The 15,947-nt window shown below is 71.5% G+C and carries 17 protein-coding genes; 7 read left to right on the forward strand and 10 right to left on the reverse strand.

What is annotated here, in order from left to right:
• Positions 1-70 precede the first annotated feature (70 nt).
• Positions 71-733: a response regulator gene (locus ACFYPM_RS22615; protein WP_387200154.1), complete on the reverse strand. Its 663-nt coding sequence runs from the start codon at positions 731-733 to the stop codon at positions 71-73.
• Positions 721-1,881: a sensor histidine kinase gene (locus tag ACFYPM_RS22620; protein WP_387200156.1), complete on the reverse strand. Its 1,161-nt coding sequence runs from the start codon at positions 1,879-1,881 to the stop codon at positions 721-723. Before ACFYPM_RS22620 ends, ACFYPM_RS22615 begins: the two co-directional genes overlap by 13 nt.
• Before the next feature lie 129 nt (positions 1,882-2,010).
• On the opposite strand from ACFYPM_RS22620, the gene ACFYPM_RS22625 reads away from it, so the two are divergent.
• Entirely contained in the window at positions 2,011-2,397 is a 387-nt protein-coding gene (locus ACFYPM_RS22625) for a DUF6069 family protein (RefSeq protein WP_387200159.1), read from the forward strand.
• A gap of 116 nt (positions 2,398-2,513) precedes the next feature.
• Here the strand turns inward: ACFYPM_RS22625 and ACFYPM_RS22630 are convergent, their stop codons facing one another.
• Positions 2,514-3,356: a LysR substrate-binding domain-containing protein gene (locus ACFYPM_RS22630; RefSeq protein ID WP_387200162.1), complete on the reverse strand. Its 843-nt coding sequence runs from the start codon at positions 3,354-3,356 to the stop codon at positions 2,514-2,516.
• A gap of 72 nt (positions 3,357-3,428) precedes the next feature.
• Here ACFYPM_RS22630 and ACFYPM_RS22635 point away from each other — a divergent pair, with 72 nt between their 5' ends.
• On the forward strand, positions 3,429-4,631 hold the full coding sequence (locus ACFYPM_RS22635; RefSeq protein ID WP_387200165.1) for an MFS transporter: 1,203 nt from the start codon (positions 3,429-3,431) through the stop codon (positions 4,629-4,631).
• A 60-nt stretch (positions 4,632-4,691) separates the two neighbouring features.
• Here ACFYPM_RS22635 and ACFYPM_RS22640 read toward each other — a convergent pair whose 3' ends face one another.
• Positions 4,692-5,570 (reverse strand): fructosamine kinase family protein, encoded by an 879-nt coding sequence (locus ACFYPM_RS22640; protein ID WP_387200168.1) that lies wholly within the window; start codon positions 5,568-5,570, stop codon positions 4,692-4,694.
• A 461-nt stretch (positions 5,571-6,031) separates the two neighbouring features.
• Between ACFYPM_RS22640 and ACFYPM_RS22645 the strand changes: the two genes are divergently transcribed.
• The gene (locus ACFYPM_RS22645) at positions 6,032-7,297 is read left to right on the forward strand and encodes a cellulose-binding domain-containing protein (protein ID WP_387200171.1); all 1,266 of its coding nucleotides are present in this window, start codon (positions 6,032-6,034) and stop codon (positions 7,295-7,297) included.
• 147 nt (positions 7,298-7,444) lie between these two features.
• On the opposite strand, the gene ACFYPM_RS22650 is transcribed toward ACFYPM_RS22645, so the two are convergent.
• Positions 7,445-7,912, reverse strand: a complete 468-nt coding sequence (locus ACFYPM_RS22650; RefSeq protein ID WP_387200174.1) for a cupin domain-containing protein — start codon at positions 7,910-7,912, stop codon at positions 7,445-7,447.
• A 115-nt stretch (positions 7,913-8,027) separates the two neighbouring features.
• On the opposite strand from ACFYPM_RS22650, the gene ACFYPM_RS22655 reads away from it, so the two are divergent.
• Entirely contained in the window at positions 8,028-8,498 is a 471-nt protein-coding gene (locus tag ACFYPM_RS22655) for an RrF2 family transcriptional regulator (RefSeq protein ID WP_387200177.1), read from the forward strand.
• A gap of 134 nt (positions 8,499-8,632) precedes the next feature.
• Here the strand turns inward: ACFYPM_RS22655 and ACFYPM_RS22660 are convergent, their stop codons facing one another.
• Entirely contained in the window at positions 8,633-9,868 is a 1,236-nt protein-coding gene (locus tag ACFYPM_RS22660; protein ID WP_387200181.1) for a cellulose binding domain-containing protein, read from the reverse strand.
• A 275-nt stretch (positions 9,869-10,143) separates the two neighbouring features.
• Between ACFYPM_RS22660 and ACFYPM_RS22665 the strand changes: the two genes are divergently transcribed.
• Positions 10,144-10,659 (forward strand): hypothetical protein, encoded by a 516-nt coding sequence (locus ACFYPM_RS22665; RefSeq protein ID WP_387200184.1) that lies wholly within the window; start codon positions 10,144-10,146, stop codon positions 10,657-10,659.
• Between the two features lie 16 nt (positions 10,660-10,675).
• Here the strand turns inward: ACFYPM_RS22665 and ACFYPM_RS22670 are convergent, their stop codons facing one another.
• The 3 genes from ACFYPM_RS22670 to ACFYPM_RS22680 form a co-directional block, all read right to left on the reverse strand.
• A complete protein-coding gene (locus ACFYPM_RS22670) occupies positions 10,676-11,161 on the reverse strand; it encodes a hypothetical protein (RefSeq protein WP_387200187.1) in 486 nt (161 codons plus the stop codon).
• 31 nt (positions 11,162-11,192) lie between these two features.
• Complete coding sequence (locus ACFYPM_RS22675; protein WP_387200190.1) at positions 11,193-12,248, reverse strand: hypothetical protein; 1,056 nt, start codon at positions 12,246-12,248, stop codon at positions 11,193-11,195.
• 178 nt (positions 12,249-12,426) lie between these two features.
• Positions 12,427-12,657 carry a hypothetical protein gene (locus ACFYPM_RS22680; RefSeq protein ID WP_387200192.1) on the reverse strand — a complete coding sequence of 77 codons (231 nt, stop codon included), beginning with the start codon at positions 12,655-12,657 and terminating at the stop codon, positions 12,427-12,429.
• A gap of 93 nt (positions 12,658-12,750) precedes the next feature.
• Between ACFYPM_RS22680 and ACFYPM_RS22685 the strand changes: the two genes are divergently transcribed.
• Complete coding sequence (locus ACFYPM_RS22685) at positions 12,751-13,446, forward strand: TetR/AcrR family transcriptional regulator C-terminal domain-containing protein (RefSeq protein WP_387200195.1); 696 nt, start codon at positions 12,751-12,753, stop codon at positions 13,444-13,446.
• A 244-nt stretch (positions 13,447-13,690) separates the two neighbouring features.
• Here ACFYPM_RS22685 and ACFYPM_RS22690 read toward each other — a convergent pair whose 3' ends face one another.
• Positions 13,691-15,010 (reverse strand): cellulose binding domain-containing protein, encoded by a 1,320-nt coding sequence (locus ACFYPM_RS22690; RefSeq protein WP_387200198.1) that lies wholly within the window; start codon positions 15,008-15,010, stop codon positions 13,691-13,693.
• 506 nt (positions 15,011-15,516) lie between these two features.
• Here ACFYPM_RS22690 and ACFYPM_RS22695 point away from each other — a divergent pair.
• A complete protein-coding gene (locus ACFYPM_RS22695) occupies positions 15,517-15,945 on the forward strand; it encodes a hypothetical protein (protein WP_387200200.1) in 429 nt (142 codons plus the stop codon).
• Positions 15,946-15,947: the final 2 nt, after the last annotated feature.

A 15,947-nucleotide genomic window follows, 5' to 3' on the forward strand; every position in this document is an offset into this window, starting at 1 on the left:
CCGATGCGTTGGGGCGCGGATGGCCCTGGCATTCCCCGGTCGCGCGCCTGTTCCGACCGCGGAGATCCGGTCAGAGGAGCCGGCCGTCGTGGGCGAGCAGGGCGATCTGGGTACGGTTGTCGAGATCCAGCTTGGTCAGGATGTGCGAGACGTGGGCCTTCACCGTCGTCACGCTCATCAGCAGTTCGCTGGCGATCTCGGCGTTGGCGCGCCCCTGCGCGATGGCCAGCACGACGTCCCGTTCCCGGGGCGTGAGCAGGGCCAACCGCTCGCGCGCCCGCTCCTGGGACGCGGCGCCGGACGCCACCCGCCGCATGAGGCGACGCGTCACGCCCGGAGACAGCATCGGGTTGCCGGCGGCGACCGCGCGGACCGCCTGGCTGATCTGCTCCGGCGGGGTGTCCTTGAGCAGGAAGCCGCTGGCCCCGGCACGGAGGGCCCGCACCACGTGCTCGTCGGTGTCGAACGTGGTGAGCACGATGATCTCGGGCGGCCGGTGGCGGCGACGCAGGCGCTCGGTGGCGGTGATGCCGTTGACGCCGGGCATCCTGATGTCCATCAGCACCACGTCGGGCTTGTGGCTGTCCACGGCGGTGATCGCCGTGGCGCCGTCGGCGGCCTCGCCCACGACGACGATTCCGTCGGCGCCGTCGAGCATCAGCGTGAGCATTCCCCGGACGAGGGCATCGTCGTCGACGATGACGACCCGGATCGGACCTGTCACGTCGGCCATGGCAGCCATGCGCTGAGGTGGAACCGCCCCGCGGCGTCGACGTGGTGCGCGACGCGACCACCGGTGAGCGCGGCCCGTTCGGCGAGTCCGATCAGGCCCGTGCCAACGCTGCCGGTGGCACCGCTGCCGGGCGTGGTCGGGTTGCTCACCGCGATGCGCAGACCGGAGCCGGGCGCGCCGCCGAGCACCAGCCGGACCGGTTGGCCGGCCGCGTGCTTGCGGGCGTTGGTCAGTGCCTCCTGGACGATCCGGTACGCGGTGCGGCCCACCGCCGCGGGAATCTCGACCGGCGGGCCGAGCGGGTCGTCGACGTCGATCTGTTGCCCGGCGGCCCGAGCCTCGTCGAGCAGGCGCGGCAGGTCGGCGAGGGTCTGCCCGGGTGGCGCGTCGGTCGGCGACTCGGCGTCGTCGCTGCGCAGCAGCGTGATGACCTCGCGCAGCTCGTCGAGGGCGTGATGCGCGCTGGCCCGGATCACCGCGGCGGCGGCGCTGAGCCGCTCGGGCGCAGCGTCCGGCCGGTACTCCATCGCGCCGGCGGCCGCCGCCAGCAGTGACAGCCGGTGGGCCAGCACGTCGTGCATCTCCCGCGCGATCCGGTTGCGCTCGGCCGCCCGCGCCTCGACGACCCGTCGTTCCTGCTCCTGCTCGGCCCGCCGGGCCCGATCCCGCAGCGCTGCCAGCAGGGCGTGCCGGGCCTGCGCCCAGGTGCCCCAGCCGAGCAGGGCCGCGTAGGCGATCGCCATCAGCAGCAGCCGCCAGCCGTACGGCAGGCTGGGCACCGGCCGCCAGAGCGCCTGCGCCGCCTCGCCCGCCACGCCGACCGCCGCTGTCGCCGCTGCCTGCCGAAACGGCCGGTTGCGGGCGCTGAACAGCACCGCGAAGCTGGCCACCGGCGTGGCCACCGGAGAGAGCGCGACGAGCAGGCCGGCCAGCACGCCACCGATCTCCGGGCGGCGGACGACGACCGGGACGAGGGTCAGCGCGGCCACCGCCAGCGCGACGTCGATGCCGACCAGGGCGGCGGAGCTGGAACGGACGGCGGACCACAGCGTGGTCGCGACGAGGACGCCGATCGCCACGGTCGTCACGCCCACCGGGACGAAACGCCACGTCCTCGGCTGCGCCACCTCGCACGTCGCCGCATCCATTCGCGCAGGCTACTGGGCTCGCGACGGGCCGGACCACCTCCTTTGGTAGTACGCCCAACCGCCAGCGGACGTACCCGCCGCGGCGTCCGGACCGACGTTCCGACCGACCCCGCTGCACAGACTCGGAGCATGACGAAAAATGTGCTCCCGCGACGGGCCACGGTGGTGGCCGGCGCGATCCTGGTGGCGGCGGCCGAGTTCACGCTCCTGCACTCGGCGGCGGGCGTCGATTTGACGGTCAGGTCTGGCAGTTCGACCCGGCAGATCACCGTGGCCGCGGTCGTCGTGGCCGCCGCGGTCGCGGCGCTGGCCGGTTGGGCGCTGCTCGCGGTACTGGAACGCCGGACCACCCGACCCCGGGTCTGGTGGACCTCGGTCGCGGTCGCGGTCCTGTTGTTGTCGCTCGTGGTCGGGCCGCCGAGTGGCGTCGGCGGGGGAGCGAAGGCGACTCTCGCGCTGCTGCACCTGAGCGTCGGCGTCGCCCTCATCCTCGGCCTGTCCCGGCCGCGCCCGTAAGGGCTGGACCGATGACCGCGCTGATGAGCAGGCAGCGGTGGCGCATTTTGATCATGATGGCGGTCGTCGGCTCGGGAAGTGGGTGATCCGCCGGCTCCGACGACGCGGGCGCGCGCTCAGACGATGCGACGGAGCGCGGTCTCCACGGCGTCGATCAGCGGATCACCCTCGGTCCGTGGGTGCCGTGCGAGGCCGAACTCGACGTCCGGCAGGACGGGCAGGGCATCGGTGTCCCGGCAGATCATGACGGGTTCGAGGTTCGCGGGCATGAGCGCCGCGAAGCCGAGCCCGGCCCGTACCGCGGCGAGCACTCCGACCAGGCTGTTGCTCTCGAACGCGACCCGCCAGCGCCGGTCGGCGCGCTCCAGCGTGTCCAGCACGGACGTCCGCCAGGAGCAGGGGTTGGAGAACAACACCACCGGCAGCGGGTCGGCGGCCACGTCCACGCCCGGCCCGGTCGCCCAGACCAGCGGGGACCGCACCGTCCAGCGCGGCGGCCCAGGGATGTCCGGCAAGGCGTCGAGGACCAGGTGGACCCGGCCGGCGTCGTAGGCCTCCCGCATGGCGGAGTTGGAACAACTGAGCACCTCCAGCGTCGCGCCGGGGTGCAGCCGGGCGAGGTCGGCGAGGGCCTGCGGAAGCTGGGACGCGGCGAGGTCTTCGAGTAACCCGACGCCACAGTGACCGGTGAGCGTGCGTCCGGTTTCGGCGAGTGCCTGCGCGGAGAGCGCGAGGATGCGTTCGGCGTACGGCAGGAGTTCCTCCCCGGCCCGGGTCGGGGAGACGCCCGACGACGACCGGTGCAGCAGCGGACGGCCGACGACGCCCTCAAGCCTGCGCAATTGCTGGCTGAGACCGGACTGGGTATGCCCGATCGCGGTCGCGGCACGGCTGATGCTGCCTTCTCGCACGGCGGCGACGAACGACCGCAGCAGAGCCGTCTCCAGATCCCTGGCCATAAGGATTGATTATGCCGGCCGCAACAAACTGACGTCTTCTTATGGCGCGTGGCGCGAATTAGCGTCAGTCGGGTGATCGGATACCGGCAGGTGCTCGCCGTGCCAGGGATGGCTCCGCTGCTGGGCGTCTCGCTGCTCGCCCGCACCGCGATAACCGCTGATGTGATGGCACTGACGCTCTTTGTCGTCCTCGACCTGGAGCTGAGCTACGCGGCGGCGGGTGGCGTGGCCGCGGCGTTGACCGCCGGAGTGGCGCTCGGCGGGCCGCTGCTCGGCCGCGTTGTCGACTCGCGGGGCCCGCGCCTCGTCCTGTTGGTGACGGTCACCGTGCAGGTCGTGTTCTGGCTGGGCGTGCCGGTCCTGCCGTACGAGTTCCTGCTGGTCGCCAGCCTGGTGGCGGGCCTGCTGATGGTGCCGGCGCAGGCGGTGAGCAGGCAGGCGATAGCGGCGATGACGACGGCGGAGCAGCGCCGACCCGCGTTCGCGCTGGAATCGGTGCAGGGCGAGCTGTCGTACATCGTGGGGCCGACGGTGGTGATCCTGGGCGCGGCCACGACGTCCCCCGCCGTGATGGCGTGGGGGGTCGGTGCCGCGATCCTGGCCGGCGGCGTCGGCATCGCCCTGCTCAACCCACCGATGCACGCCGAGGGCGAGGCGGACGCCGCAGCCGGGGCGCGCCCCTCGCGCCGGCAGTGGCTGCGCGCCCCGATGATCGCCGCGCTGACGATGGCGTTCGGCGCCACGACGCTGCTCAGCGGCGTCGACCTCGCCATCGTCGCCACGCTGCGGGAAGTCGGTCAGGTGCCCTGGGCCGCGGTGGTTGTCGTGGTGTTCGGCGTCTCGTCCGTCGTCGGCGGACTGATCTACGGCACGCTGACCTGGCGGCTGCCCACGTGGCTGCTGCTCGGCCTGCTCGGGCTCGTGACGATTCCCGTCGGGCTCGCCGACGACTGGCGCTGGATGTGCGTGGCCGTCGTCGCCAGCGGACTCCTCACCGCGCCGACCCTCTCCACGGTGGCCGACGCGGTGAGCCGACTCGCGCTACCCGGTGTGCGGGGCGAGGCGACAGGTCTGCAGTCGTCGGCGCAGAGCGCCGGTTTCGCCCTCGGCTCCCCGCTTGTCGGCGCGGCGATCGACCTCTCCGTGCCGGCGGGCGGGTTCGCGACGGCCGGGCTCGCCGGCCTGGCCGCCGCACTGACCGGGTACCTCCTGTCCCGCCGCCCGTCCGCTCGAACGGCGGTGCCCGTGGACCTCAGGGCCGTTGTCCGCGACTGAGTCCGGCTGCCATCGGGCTGGTGCGCGCCCGAGGGACACCAACGGCACGGACGCCTCGGGTCAGGATCGCGTCCGGAACGGGGCGAGCACGGCACGGACCTGGTCGGCCGTGCCCCAGTCGTCGTCGAACTGGGCCAGTACGGCGAGGTGTTGTCGCAGCTGGACGATCGGCATCCGGTCCCGCCAGCCGTCGTCGAGCGCGGTCCGGTCCGCGTAGACCTCGAAGAACCGTCGCGCCTCGGGCGGGTGAGAGGTGGACCACACGTGAGCGAGGTCGACCTCGGCCCACATGTAGGACACCGCCGGGTCGATCAGCGCAGGCCGCCCGTCCGCGGTGGCCAGGATGTTCTGGGTCCACAGGTCGCCGTGCGTCAGGCACGCGGGCCGGTCCGGCAGGAGGTCGGGCAGTCGGTGACAGAGCCGTTCCAGTGCCGCCCGGTCTCCGGCGTCTAGAGCCGCCTCCACCCGCGGCTCCCCGAGCCACCTGAGCAGTCGGTGCTCCGCGAAGAACGTGTGGCCGTCGTCCTGCCACGTGTTGACCTGGCGGCGGCGACCCAGCCAGTTGTCGTGGTGCCAACCGAAGCGGGGATGGGTCGTGGTCAGGTGCATGTCGGCGAGCAGGTGTGCGAGCCGTTCCCAGAAGACCTCGCTGTGCGGCCTTGGGTGCAACACCGACAACACGAGCAGTCCACGCTCCGCCCGGAGCACCTCCGGTGTCGGTACGCCGCCGAGCTCGCCCAGCGCGGCCAGCCCTTCGGCCTCCGCCCGGAAGACCCCGTCGGCGGGTGTGTCGGCGAAGGCCTTGACGAACACCGGCGGCGCGTCCCGACGGGTGGCAATGCCCGCGACCGCCGCCACCCCGCCGGTCACCGGCTCCACCGAGACGACCTCCATCCCGGCCGCGAGCAGGCGGTCCAGCAGGATCGTCGTCGAGGGCACCAGGGCGCACTCCCCAGGGTCGGTGTGTTCAGGTCAGCGCAGTCCAGGTGGCGGCGAACCACCTGAATGGTCCGTTGTGGACCGGACCGTACCGCACCCCGATGTCCTCGGCGGCGAGCGGCCTGGGCTGCCGGTTCCTCGACGGCTCGCGGTCCGGATGGGCGGGAGGGTTCGAACTCTGCATCGCCGTGCTCCGGTCGGTCGGTCGCTCCCCGTCGTGACGCCGGCTTGATTACATCGTCTGACGTCAATAGATTGAGAGTGGGCGCCGCCGAGGTCCGGGTGACCGGGCCGTCGGCGACTGACAGGTCCATCCCGAGCCGGGCACCGCGGTCGTACGCACCGACCAGCCGTTGTGGCGCGTCGCCGCGCCGCACCCAGGGCGCATTGGCGTGCCGCCTCCGTCCAGGACGCGCGTCGCCACGCCGCCACCCACCAGCTCGATGGCAGAAGGACCTCTCATGACGATTCTCCGCGCCCGCCCCGGTCCGACCCTGGCGGTCGTCGCCGCACTGGCGGCCGTGACCGCGACCGGGACGGCCCTGCTCACCAGCCCGGCCGCAGCCGCCCAGGGCTGCCGGGTCGACTACACGCCCAACCAGTGGCCCGGCGGATTCACCGCCAACGTGAAGGTGTCACCCGGCGACACCGCCGTCTCCAGTTGGACCGTCACCTGGACGTACGCCGGGGACGAACGCATCACGAACGGCTGGAACGCCACGGTCAGCCAGTCCGGCGCGACGGTGACCGCCCGCAACATGTCGTACAACGGCAGCATCCCGGCCGCCGGGACCACCGAGTTCGGCGTGCAGGGCACGTACGGCTCCAGCGGTGGCGCACCGACCGGGTTCAGCCTGAACGGCGTGCCGTGCAACGGCACCGGCCCGACCCCGACCGGCGTGCCCACCACGACGGTGCCGACGCCGCCGCCCACCAGCGCGCCGCCGACCACGCCGCCGCCCACCAGCGCGCCGCCGACCACGCCGCCGCCCACCAGCGCGCCGCCGACCACGCCGCCGCCGACCACCCCGCCGCCGACCGGGTGCGCCGGGGCGCTGCTCTGCGACGGCTTCGAGAACCAGACCGGTTCGACGCCGTCCGGCGACTGGACCGTGGTGAACCCGGACTGTTCCGGCGCCGGCACGGCCACCATCGACACGGCCACCACCCACAGCGGCAACCGGGCGGTCCGGATCAACGGCGCGGCCGGCTACTGCAACCACGTCTTCATCAAATCCACCAGGAATCTCGGCAGCCTGGGCAGTGTCCGGTACGGCCGAATCTGGGTACGGCACACCACCGCTCAGCCCACCGAACACACCACGATGATGGCGATGACCGACGCCGCCGACGGCAACAGGGACCTGCGGATCGGCGGCCAGAACGGTGCCCTGCAGTGGAACCGCGCCTCCGACGACGCGACCCTGCCCGAGCAGAGCCCGGCGGGGGTGGCGCAGAGCGTTCCGCTACCCACCAACCGGTGGGCGTGCCTGGAGTTCATGGTGGACGGCTCGGCCGGTCAGCTCCGTACCTGGCTGGACGGCACCGCAATCGCCGGTCTGACCGCGGACGGCGTACCAACGCACGACATCGACGGCCAGTGGTACAACCGCACCTGGCGGCCGCAGCTCACCGACCTCAAGCTGGGTTGGGAGAGCTACGGCGGCGGGGCCGACACCCTCTGGTACGACGACGTCGCGGTCGGGTCCAGCCGGATCGGCTGCTGACCCTTCGCTTCGGGTGAACCAGCATGGCGTGGCCACGGCACGTTGGCCACGCCATGGTGGCTCATGTCCCGTCGCGCCGTGAGAGCGTCCACCGTCGGACAGGGGTCATCGAAGCCGCCGCCGCCGCCCGCGGTTCACACCTCGTGGTCAGCCGCGTCGGCCTGCCCACAACGGGCTGTCCACGTAGTGGTTGTCGTAGTGGTCCTGGGTCTCGCCGACGTCCTGCCAGGTGGCTTCGCCCCGGTGCACCTTGTCGAGGAGTCGGTAATAGTCGAAACGGGGCTTGCCGGGGGTGATCACCACGAGAAAGTCGGCGTCCCGTCCGTCGGCGGGGGCGAAGGCATGCGGGGTGTTCGGCGGGACGAAGAGCGTGTCTCCCGTGTGCAGGGTGTGCAGTTGATCGCCGACGAGCATCTCCAGGGCGCCGTCGAGCACGAAGAACAGCTCGCCGGAGTGGGTGTGCAGGTGTGGTGGCGCGCCAGCGGTGCCGTGCTTGAGCAGCGTGCGGTTGCTGGTCAGGGCGCCGTCGGTGTGCTCCGGGTCGAGAAGCAGAGTGATCACGCTGGCGGGGTCACTGTCGAGGACCTCGGCCTGGGCCGCGCGTACCAGTGTCATTGTCGACTCCCTCGATGATCGTTGATTTCTAGACATTAGATGTCCAGAAACATTCCATGCGGAGAGGATGACACTCCTCCCAGATTCTGGACAGGTAGAGTCCAGGATCATGCGGATGAGTCAGGGTGTCGAGCGGGCCCTCCACACGTGTCTCAACCTGAGCTGGCTGGACACGCCGGTGCCAACGGGCGCCCTCGCGGCGTTCTACGAGCTGCCGCCGGCGTACCTGAACAAGCTGCTTCAGGCCCTGGTCCGGGCCGGAATCCTGGCGTCGACCTCGGGGCCGCGCGGGGGCTTCCAACTGGCCCGCGCACCCGAGGCGGTCTCCCTGCTGGACATCGTCGCCGCGATCGAGGGCCCGGAGGAGCTGTTCCAGTGCGACCAGATCCTGCGCAAGGGGCCGGGGGAACATGCGGGTGTCGACTATCGGCAGTCCTGCGCGTTCGCCCAGGCCATGCGGGGTGCCGAGCTGGCCTGGCGGCGGGAGTTGGCCGGCAGGACCGTGGCTGACGTCCGGGCCGACGTCGAGCGGGGGCACCCCGAGGCGCCGGTCCAGACCCGGGCCAGGATCGCCGAATTGCGCTAGCGCTGCACTGTGACGTTCGGGTCACGTGGCCGTCGGAGGCCTCGGGAGGTGCCGGACCGGACCACGGCCCGGGAGGCCCTCGGCGGGCCGCTGTGGCAGCGGCCCGCCGAGCGAGCTGGTCGATCCGGTGGGCTTCAGATGCCGATGCAGGTGGCCGTGGTGCCGGTGCCGTTTCCGGTGCCCTGTAAGCCGAAACTGGTGGTCTGACCCGTGGCCACCCGCCCGTTGTAGCTCTGGTTCGCGACGGTGATCGTGCCGCTGCTGCCGCTGGCGACGCCGTTCCACACCGAGGTGACCGAAGCCCCGCCCGGCAGGTTGAGGGAGACTCGCCAGCCGGTGAGAGCGGTGGTTCCCGCGGTGACGATGACGTTGGCGACGAATCCACCGTTCCACTGGTCCTGAACGGAATAGGCCGCTGTGCACGAGGGGGTGCCGCCGGGTGGTGGAGTCGTCGGTGGTGGCGTGGTGGGTGGCGTCGTTGTCGGGGGCGGTGTGGTGGGCGGCGGTGTGGTGGGCGGCGTGCCGCCGTCGAGGGTCAGGTTCTTCTGCTGGACGCTCCACTGGCTGCGGCACAGGCCGCAGTCGGGGCCGACGAAGGTGGCGCCGGCGGTGGTGTCGCCCTTCAGCCGCCATTTGAGGTAGAGCACCGCCACCCGGCCGAACTCGCCGCCGTTGGGCTGGTCGTACGTGCCGCCGTGCCCGACGTTGAGGTTGCCCATGAAGGCGGGCAGGCCGGCGGGCAGCTTGCCCCAGTCGTCGATGGCGTTCGGGTACGCGATGTCGCTGGGCCCGCCGACGAAGTAGGCGATCGGCTTGGTCAGTCTCCGGAGCTGGTAGTCGTCGGCATCGTTCAACAGACCGCTGCTGAAGATGCCGGTCGTGGTGACGCGCGGGTCGTTGGAGACGGCGTAGGCCTCCAGGCCTCCGCAGGAGAAGCCGGCGACGGCGACCTTCGTCGTGTCGATCCTGTTGTAGTACTTGCTGCCCTGCCGGGAGTTCTCCGCGATGGCCCAGTCGATGGACTGGGTGAGCTGCTGGGAGGCGGTCGAGCCGGACCCGTTCGGCGCCCCGTTGGCGATGGCGAGGAAGCCGTGAGAGGCGATCTCGCGGAGGAAGTTGCCCTGGGAGAGACCGTTGCCCGAGCAGCCGCCGTTGCCCCAGACGACGATCGGAAGGCGTTCGGACGGGAGGGTCTGCGGCCGGAAGATGGTGTGGTTGGCCAGGCTGGCCGAGGTCTCGTAGTCGGCGGGATAGGGGCCGGAGCCGCCGACCGCGGCGTCAGCCGGTGTCGCGCCGAGCGCCATGATCACGGAGGTGATCGGGACGACGGCGGCCGCCAGTCCCACGCAGATCTTCGATCTCTTCCTCATTGACCCCTCCAGCGGATGCGTCGATCGCGCTCCCGGTGCGGCGGCGTGGCGGCTCTGCCTGCCCGTCGACGGTGGTCAGCGCCGGCCGCGGGTCAGATCGAGGTGGGCGCGTCGGCCACCCGACCACGGTGCCCGCAGGCGAGCCGACGGGGAGCGGTATGCAGTCACTATCACTGTCGCAACGATGAGTGTCAATGTGTGGGCTGGTGGCGTTCGAGTGCACCCACGCGAGAGCGGGGACGCCGGGCCGTGCCGCCGGGAGGACAATTGCCAGCATGAATCTCGCCGCGATTCGGGAAGACGTCGCCGTCATCGACATCCTGCTTCGGGACATCGCTCAGCGCCCGGTCGACCTGACCGATCCGGACTGGCCGGCGAAGTTGTCCGCCGGGCTGCCGCCGGTGGAGGAGGCCGGGGTGGCGGCTGAGGCGTGCGCGGCCCTGACAGCTCTGCTGGACGCCTACGAATCCGGTGACGAGGGGGTCAGGGACGAGGTCCGCCAGATCTTCCGGGCACACGGGGCCTTCAGCTGGGGGGTCGGCCTGACGGGTCGGTGGCCGTCCGCCGCCGCCGAGTTTCGCCGACGGCTGGTCCACATCTCGGCTCGGGACCAGTCGGAGGACCCCCGCGACGAACTCGTCGGGATCTGGGAGTTGTGTGCCCAGGCGCGTGGACGCGGGGTGGACGTCGAGCCCATCGTTCGTGCGGTCGCTGACATCTCCGGCGAGGTCGACCATGTCGGCATGGGATCCACCCGCCTGCTGATCCTGCGGGGCCTGGAGCACCGCTGACACCGCAGGCCAGGGGTCAGGTCTCGCGCACGTCCACGTGGACGCCGTAGCTGGCCTGGAAGTCCGCAGCCAATTCCGGGCCGGCGTGCCGGGGCGGGTGGCTCTCCCACCACGGCCAGTCGGCAAGCTGGGGGATCGGGTCGTCCCGCAGCATCGCCCGGAAGCGCCGGTCGGACTCGGCCACCTGCTCACGAACCCAGCCCATCTCGGGATACTCCTGTAACTCCGGGTGGTTGAGCACCGCCTCCAGCACCGTCCGGAGTCCCAGGTCGGCGCTGTACTCCTCGAGCGAGTCGTCGTATCCGGCCAGACAGGCGTCCACCACCGCCCGCCAACAGTCGACCATGCCGCCCGGCAGGTGGCCGCGGTGGCCGTTGGACGCCGCCGTGACCGCCCGGAACCGCGAGACGAAAGCCACTTCGCTCAGCACCGGTGGTGGAGGATTGTGGGTCGTCGGCGGGGTCGCGTCGGGCTCCAGAACGTGCGGCCGCTCGTCGTCCATTGACCGATGGTCGCATCCCGCCCGGTGCCTGTCATGCTCGGCCGAGGGCTTCCGGTGCGGTGCCGGCGTCTGCCAACGGCTCCGGACGCGACCGGGTGCTGAGGGCGTAGCCGGCGGTCGTGACGCCGAGCGCCACTCCCCAGCCGAGGAACACCAGCAGCGTGGCGGCCACCGCCCAACCGTCCCACACCTCCGACCACGGGATTTCGCCGGAGGACAGTCGGCTGACGAACACCGCGCTGCTCAGCACGCCGTAGGTGACGAGCGTGAGCGCCACGGTCCCGGCCGGGACCACCGCCAGCAGTCGGGGAACCCCTCGACCACCCAGCCCCGGCACCCAGCGCGGAAACTGCTGCCCCCACCGCTGCACCAGCCCGAGAACGAGCAGGCCGGCGAGCGGTGGGACGACGGTGATCGCCACCCCCGTCGGGGTCGAGAGGTCGTTGTGGATGTCGTTCAGTTGCCGTGCGGAGATGCCGAACGGAACCCCGAGCACCCAGAGCCCGTGTGGTACGGCCCAGCCGACCACCGGCAGCGCGACCGCCACGTACGCCCAGCGGCGCGTCCAACGGGGCACCGGCCGGTAGCCGGGAGTCACCGGTCCCCGGCGGGGACCGGACGTGTTCGCCAGCCCGGCGAACACGATGCCACCGGCCAGCAGTGCGAGCCGGGCGCCGAGGTCACGCCAGTCCGAGGGGCGCCCCGTCAACGCCGCCGGGACCTCGAAGAGCAGGTGCAGTGGGAACGAGGTGACCGATAGCAGTGCCGCCGCGAGCCAGCTGGCCGTGGTCGTGGCGCGGCCGGGGAAGCGGACCGCGCCCACGACCACCAGCGCGAGGACGACGCCGACCGCCAGCGCTCCCCAGCCCGCCTGGAACGGCAGCGTCTGGACCCGGTCGGCACCGCATCCCCCGGCCGGATCGACCAGATCGGTCCGGTCGCAGGCGGTGTACGCCCACCGGCCGCCGGCGATCCAGAACAGGCGGAGCGCCACCTCGCCGACGAGGAAGAGGCCGCACGCCAACGCCCACGGTCTCACCCGGTCGGCGGCTGCGGGTCGCTGCGGACCAACGGTACGTTTGGACATGTCGCTCCTTTATGCACAGTGTTGTGCCCGCTCACCGGGCGAGGGTCGAGACGCGGACCGTCCGTCTCGGCAACCAGCCGCCAGACGCCGGCAGCCATGAGTTGATGATCTGCGGCGGTGGGCGACTCCTCCTCCCCGGCGCAGGGGAGTGAGCTCCCTCCGCGCGGGGGGTCGCCGCTCAACCGGCCGGGTCGGAGTAGACCTCCACGTCGTAGAGCAGCTGCACGTGGCGGCGGCCGTTGGTGATGCCGACGAAGGTCGGGTCACCGGCCGGGGTGCGACCCTGGCGCCACGCCTCCTCCCGGGCTGCTTCCCGCGACTCGTGGTGCGTCTTGCCGTCCCGGTGTAACTGGAGAACGCGACGGGCGGTGATCCGGTCGCTGTCCAGGTGGACCCGCAGTAGAGGCATTCGCCAACCTCCTTGCCGACGTGCCGGCCGATGTTCGGTGTGCACGTAGCTTACCGATGTTAAGTTGCTTTCCCAATGGACTAGAGTGGTGCCATGACCAGCGCAGAGCCGGGCGTACCGCCGGTATGGCTACGCGCGGAGCCGTCCCGTACGCGACGGAAAGCTCCCCTGACCCTCGGGCGCATCGTGGACGCCGCGGTGACCCTGCTGGACGAGCGTGGCGTCGAGGGTCTGACCATGCGTTGCCTCGCCCAGCAGCTCGACGTGACGGCGACCGCCCTGTACTGGCACGTGAAGACGAAGGATGACGTCCTGGACCTGGCCGTTGACCGGATCTTCGGCGACGTGCCCATCCCGGAGGTGAGCGACAACTGGCTGGAGGACTCGCGCCTCCTCGTTCGAGCATGGCGCGCCGCCATGCTGCGCCATCCCTGGGCACCGAATCTGGTCGGACGACCGATGCTCGGGCCCAACGTCCTCGCCCGGACCGAATTCCTGCAGGCGGCGATGATGCGCGGCGGCTGCCGCGACCTTCAGCTCGCGGTGGCCACGCGGATGCTGGCCAACTACGTGATCGGCGCCGCGCTCACCGAGGCCACCTGGCACCGGACCGCGGACCCGCACGCCCGGGCCGCGGCCCGCGACCACGTCGCCGCGAGGGCCGACGAGTACCCGACCCTCGACGCCTCCGGGCACCTCGACGACACCCGATGGAGCGACGACCTGCTGTTCGAGGAGGGCCTCGACGGCATCCTCCGTGCCGCGGCGCGGACCGGGCCGCCGCGCTGACCAGCGCGCCGCCGGCGTACACGTAAGGCACCGGGACCAGGTACGCGGCTCCGGTGCGCGCCGCGCAGACGACCGTGACCGCCCCGGTCGCCGAGTCCATTGCAGACCCGTCCGGCGGGCGCCAACCTGGCGGTCAACCGTTTCTGCCGGCACGTCGACAGTCGCGGAGATGGGTCTGTCGCCGGTGCTGACGGCCGGGAGGCCCGGAGCCAGTGGCTCCGGGCCCCCCGATGTCGCCCTGCGCTCAGGGGCTGGTGCAGGTGATGGCGCCGGGCGGGGTGGCGCCGTTGCCGGTGGCGGTGAACCCGAAGGTGGTCGACGCGTTCGGGGCCAACGTGCCGTTGTAGGCGGCGTTCCGGACGGTGACGGTGCCGGTGGTGCCCGTGTTGGTGCCGCCCCAGAGGCTGCTGATGGCCTGGCCGCTGGCCAGGGTCAGGCCGACGGTCCAGCCGTTGACCGTGGCGGCGGCGGTGTTGGCGACGGTGACCTCACCCTGGAAGCCACCCGGCCAGCTGGTGATCAGGCGGTAGGTGGCGGCACAGTCGCCCGGCTGCCCGGTCGGGGGCGGAGTCGTCGGTGGGGGCGTGGTCGGTGGGGGTGTGGTCGGTGGGGGCGTGGTCGGTGGGGGCGTGGTCGGCGGTGCGGTCGTGGGCGGGGTGGTGGACTGGAACTGACTGAAGAATCTCCAGATCTCGCCCGACGTCCAGGTCCTGCTGTCGTTCGGGCTGGACGATCCGTCGACCGGACTGGGGGTGTGGTCCCCGTCGAACGCGGCCCACTGCACGGGATACCCCGCTCGGCAGCCCGCGTAGGTGGTGGTGATGTGGGTGAGACTGCCCCGAGCTGGTTCGCGCGGGCTCTGCGCGGTGCAGCCGTTGTTCCGCACGAAGGTGTCGCGCAACGACCGGCCCTGGGAGATGTTCAGCACGCTGTCGTAGATGCCGTGGATCCCGAAGTAGGGAACGGCCTGGGTGCCACCGCTACAGCCACTGAGATTGGCGCCGGAGAGGACGGCGACCGCGCGGATGACGGTGGGTCGCGCGCAGGCCACGGCGTAGCTCATCGCCCCGCCGTAGCTCCAGCCCAGGGCGAAGCGTTGGGTCGTGTCGACGCAGAGGTCGTTCTCGATCTGCCGGGAGATGTCGTCGAAGAGGGTCAGGTCGCGACCGTTGGTGTTGGCCCAACCGGCGTTGATGCCCTGGGGCGCGACGAAGATCGTGGTGTTGTTCGACAGCGGCGCGAGCCCGTAGTAGCCGGCAGAGGCGACATTGCTGGCCGAGCCGTTCAGCCAGTGGAAGCCGAACACCAGCCGGTACGGGTTGTTCCGGTCGTAACCGTCCGGGATCCGCAGGATGTAGGTGCGGCTCTGTCCGCTGCTCTGAATGGTGCGTGTCCCGCTGGCGAGCGTGGGGGCCTTGCCGCAGCCGGCGGTGGCCGCGAGTGTGCCGTTCGTCGCGGCCACCGCCGTTGCGCCCAGGCCGCCGTTCAGCACGCCGCCGGCGGTCGCCGCGAGGAGAACCGCCGCGCCCGCGATGAACGAGAAGAGTTGTCGATGTCGTGTCATTGCGTGACTCCTTGCCACTGGTCGTGCGGTGGTGGGGTACCGGCCTCGGAGACCGCCGACCGCGTCCGGTGAGCACCCGGCCGGCGGCCGGCTCGGCGGGCGGACGGGGCGGTGCGATGGTGACGGATGGCGGTGGCGCTCCCGGTGCCGGAATGTGGCTTTTTGGGAAGCTGGGGCATGCAGCCGGACCGAGATTGGCCGGGACCCGCGCGGTCGCCTGCATTGGCGGAGCGGCCCGGACTGGTCACCGACTGGCGAGGGCGGCCGGAGGGCGTCGCCCTCGGCGTGCCGTTGTCGATCGACTCAGGGTGATCGGGAGCGTGCCCTGCACTCCCGCGCCAAAAGATAGCATGTCATCGATGTAATTGCGGCCGTCGACAGTGTGAAATTGGCGCTGACCGCGTACCGTTGAGGACGAACACCTGCGCCGGCTCGCCGACCCGTTGCGCAAGAAGTGGCCGGTTTACGTGTACGAGGCGAGGCTCGCTGAGGACGGAGGAGGCGAAATGAACGTGGCTACCATCGCTGGCGGCGTTGTCGCGCTCTTCATTGCTGCCGCTGCCTTCGTGAGCCTACGGGGGCGCGCTCCGGCATCCGGTGCCGCCGGTCTGCTACTGAGACTCCTCGCCCTCGCCGCCACGGCCTGGATCGTCATCGCGCTGGCACCGTTCACCATCGACGACAGTGGCGCTGCCGCCGGCTATCTGCTGGGCGTGCCTGTGGTTGCGGCCGTCTGTCCCCTCATCGCGGACCTGGCCCACCGTGCTGTCGCCACGACCACGACGGTCGGGGCGCTTGTCATGCTGGTGTGGGCGCTCCTGCTGGGCCTCGGCATCGGTCTCTGGTTCGTCCTTCCGGCCCTGTTGCTGGGGGCGGCGGCGATAGCCGCCATGGCCAACCGGGGCGCGACGGTGCCGAGAAACCAGGATGCCTGAGG

The organism is Micromonospora sp. NPDC005203, from assembly GCF_042872705.1.
Lineage (GTDB): Bacteria > Actinomycetota > Actinomycetes > Mycobacteriales > Micromonosporaceae > Micromonospora.

Bases quoted from the DNA above. Each gene is read 5' to 3' on its own strand.
- ACFYPM_RS22660 (WP_387200181.1), bottom strand. From the start codon at position 9,868: ATGAGGAAGAGATCGAAGATCTGCGTGGGACTGGCGGCCGCCGTCGTC.
- ACFYPM_RS22655 (WP_387200177.1), top strand. From the start codon at position 8,028: ATGAGTCAGGGTGTCGAGCGGGCCCTCCACACGTGTCTCAACCTGAGC.
- ACFYPM_RS22670 (WP_387200187.1), bottom strand. From the start codon at position 11,161: ATGGACGACGAGCGGCCGCACGTTCTGGAGCCCGACGCGACCCCGCCG.
- ACFYPM_RS22645 (WP_387200171.1), top strand. From the start codon at position 6,032: ATGACGATTCTCCGCGCCCGCCCCGGTCCGACCCTGGCGGTCGTCGCC.
- ACFYPM_RS22685 (WP_387200195.1), top strand. From the start codon at position 12,751: ATGACCAGCGCAGAGCCGGGCGTACCGCCGGTATGGCTACGCGCGGAG.
- ACFYPM_RS22675 (WP_387200190.1), bottom strand. From the start codon at position 12,248: ATGTCCAAACGTACCGTTGGTCCGCAGCGACCCGCAGCCGCCGACCGG.
- ACFYPM_RS22695 (WP_387200200.1), top strand. From the start codon at position 15,517: ATGAACGTGGCTACCATCGCTGGCGGCGTTGTCGCGCTCTTCATTGCT.
- ACFYPM_RS22620 (WP_387200156.1), bottom strand. From the start codon at position 1,881: ATGGATGCGGCGACGTGCGAGGTGGCGCAGCCGAGGACGTGGCGTTTC.
- ACFYPM_RS22625 (WP_387200159.1), top strand. From the start codon at position 2,011: ATGACGAAAAATGTGCTCCCGCGACGGGCCACGGTGGTGGCCGGCGCG.
- ACFYPM_RS22615 (WP_387200154.1), bottom strand. From the start codon at position 733: ATGGCCGACGTGACAGGTCCGATCCGGGTCGTCATCGTCGACGACGAT.
- ACFYPM_RS22650 (WP_387200174.1), bottom strand. From the start codon at position 7,912: ATGACACTGGTACGCGCGGCCCAGGCCGAGGTCCTCGACAGTGACCCC.
- ACFYPM_RS22690 (WP_387200198.1), bottom strand. From the start codon at position 15,010: ATGACACGACATCGACAACTCTTCTCGTTCATCGCGGGCGCGGCGGTT.
- ACFYPM_RS22680 (WP_387200192.1), bottom strand. From the start codon at position 12,657: ATGCCTCTACTGCGGGTCCACCTGGACAGCGACCGGATCACCGCCCGT.
- ACFYPM_RS22665 (WP_387200184.1), top strand. From the start codon at position 10,144: ATGAATCTCGCCGCGATTCGGGAAGACGTCGCCGTCATCGACATCCTG.
- ACFYPM_RS22630 (WP_387200162.1), bottom strand. From the start codon at position 3,356: ATGGCCAGGGATCTGGAGACGGCTCTGCTGCGGTCGTTCGTCGCCGCC.